Source organism: Pseudoalteromonas sp. SG44-1 (assembly GCF_014164315.1).
GTDB lineage: Bacteria > Pseudomonadota > Gammaproteobacteria > Enterobacterales > Alteromonadaceae > Pseudoalteromonas > Pseudoalteromonas rhizosphaerae.
Genome location: NZ_JACJEW010000147.1, coordinates 1 through 2,175, shown reverse-complemented (window position 1 = coordinate 2,175; position 2,175 = coordinate 1). Strand labels below are relative to the sequence as shown.

The following is a 2,175-nucleotide window of genomic DNA, read 5'->3' as shown; positions in this document are numbered from 1 at the left end:
ACATCATCACATTGAGATAATGCTTTTTCAACCGCTTGAACTTTAAATTCTTGTGTAAATCGACGTCTCATTTTTATCTGCCTCTATTAAAAGTTAGAGACGACAACTATCCTGACACAGGGGGATAACGAGCCTGTAGAATAACTCGTTTTTAATTTATTTTTATTGATGCATTAACCATAGCCGAGTTCCTATTTTGATTCAATCGACAACTGACTTTCGCGTAAAATATAAAAAAAGACTTGGTGTTGTTTTAATTGGCGTTTTGCAGGTGTTTAAGTGGCTTACTTGGTGAGGTAGCAGCTTATCTCTATTAATGTAGTGTGTTTTACACGTGCGAATTAGCTTTTACTTCTCTTTCTGTGCTCTTTGTGCAAAAGATCTTTAATTGAATTATTCACAAAGAGATTAAGAGGCGCTGCGCTTTAGAGGGCTATAAGCAAATCCTATGCTAATAACGTAAGGATTGCACAGCGATCCCTTATGTATTTGCCGTAAGCTACTTGCTTAACGGCCACATCGACAGATGAAGTAAACGAATTTGTTTATTGATTTAGAATTGACCGTCACTGTATAAAAGCGGTCAAAGAAAATACTAGTGCCTATTGACAGAGTTAAGGCTCATATTTGTTAGGCTTTTGTTGGCACTGATAAGCCTAGCGCATTCATTAAATCATGCTTACTTTGCTCTAAAGTTTTACCTGCTGTATCTACAACAACTCTTTCAGTCATCCATTGATAGTATTCACGTTCATAAACACTCTCCCATGTTGGAAGTTGTAAGTCAGGTATATCAGAAACTCTAGTTTCTATTCGTTGTTTATGCTCGTGCAGGTCAGAGCAGATAACTTCAATTTCAATAAATTGAGCACTTGACCTAGTTGCAGTATTTCTCCACAACTCCCGTGACTCATTTACTGGATTTGTAGAATCAGCAACAACTGATTGTCCAAGCTTTAAATTATCCGACGCTACCGATGAGGCAATCTTATATCCCTCATCGTAAATCTGATTAATACCATGGCTTTTTAAGGTTTGTTCAATCGTATCAACACGCAAATAAACAGCACCGATAGTCTCTGACAAATATTTAGATAGCTCAGACTTGCCAGTACCTGGCAAGCCGCCAAAAATATATAGCAATTTAATTTTCCCTCAGAGATCGAATAAAAAGCCTAACGAGGCTGTAGAATTACTCGTTTTTAATTTATTTTAATTGATGCATTAACCATAGCCCAGTTGCTATTTTGATTCAATCGACAACTGGCTTTCACGTAAAATATAAAAGACGATTTGCTGTTGTTTTAATTGGCGTTTTGGAAGGTCTGACAAGTGTTTGAGTGGCTTATTAAGAGATAAGGGCTTCCCCTAATTAGTGCATCGTGTTTTGCAGCTTTTCTATATTATGAACTAAGCAATGCAGTTGCCGCAGAATGAAGTAAAGGTATTCACTTTCGTTTGACCGCTTAAAATCAACTTAGTCATGTATTTATTGACTGAAACACCCCGTTTAAATTCATACAAAACAGTTGACCATTAAAGTTACGATTGTTTATTTAAGCAGCTACATTTTACGAACGCAATTAATAAAGCTTTCAAACGAACCTGCCAGAAATTCAATATTATCAAAAGTTACTTCCTCACCGTAGTCGACCTCACCATCTTTATTCCAAAAGTACATATTACCAAAGTGAGGTTTTTGTATACCTATACAAATTTGATTCCCAATACCATCATCGGCTATTGGACAAAGAGTCTCGGGAATTGTGTGACTATGAGAACCCCAAGCACACAACAGATCTATACGAGTATCCGACTTACTGACTCCGTAAAAACAATTTATTAAAATCTGGTATTCAGGATCATTCACGCACACATAAGCACTTTCAACTTCAGGGCCACCGCCATTTTGAGCTAATAAAAATTCAATGTATGAATCTGGAAATTGAAGTTCTACTTCTGAGAAGACTATTTCTAGTTGCTCCCTAGTGACCGCAGGATAACTCTTTACTAGTTTTATCATTAGGAGCTTTCAAACCTTTTCAGCACATTGCGTATTCTCATGACTTTGATCACCGATTCTCATCAGCTTTGATCACTTGATTTATCATTTTGTAGAGCCGTTTTTAAATTAGCTTAACTGATCATCATCAGTCAATTTATTTAACTGTTTTC

2 protein-coding genes are annotated in these 2,175 nt (G+C 36.4%); both read right to left on the bottom strand.

The features are described from left to right. Window positions 1–630: 630 nt before the first annotated feature. A complete protein-coding gene (locus H5187_RS23250) occupies window positions 631–1,143 on the bottom strand; it encodes an AAA family ATPase (protein WP_145241240.1) in 513 nt (170 codons plus the stop codon). 421 nt (window positions 1,144–1,564) lie between these two features. Further along, the gene (locus H5187_RS23245) at window positions 1,565–2,023 is read right to left on the bottom strand and encodes an SMI1/KNR4 family protein (RefSeq protein ID WP_182785429.1); all 459 of its coding nucleotides are present in this window, start codon (window positions 2,021–2,023) and stop codon (window positions 1,565–1,567) included. Window positions 2,024–2,175 lie beyond the last annotated feature (152 nt).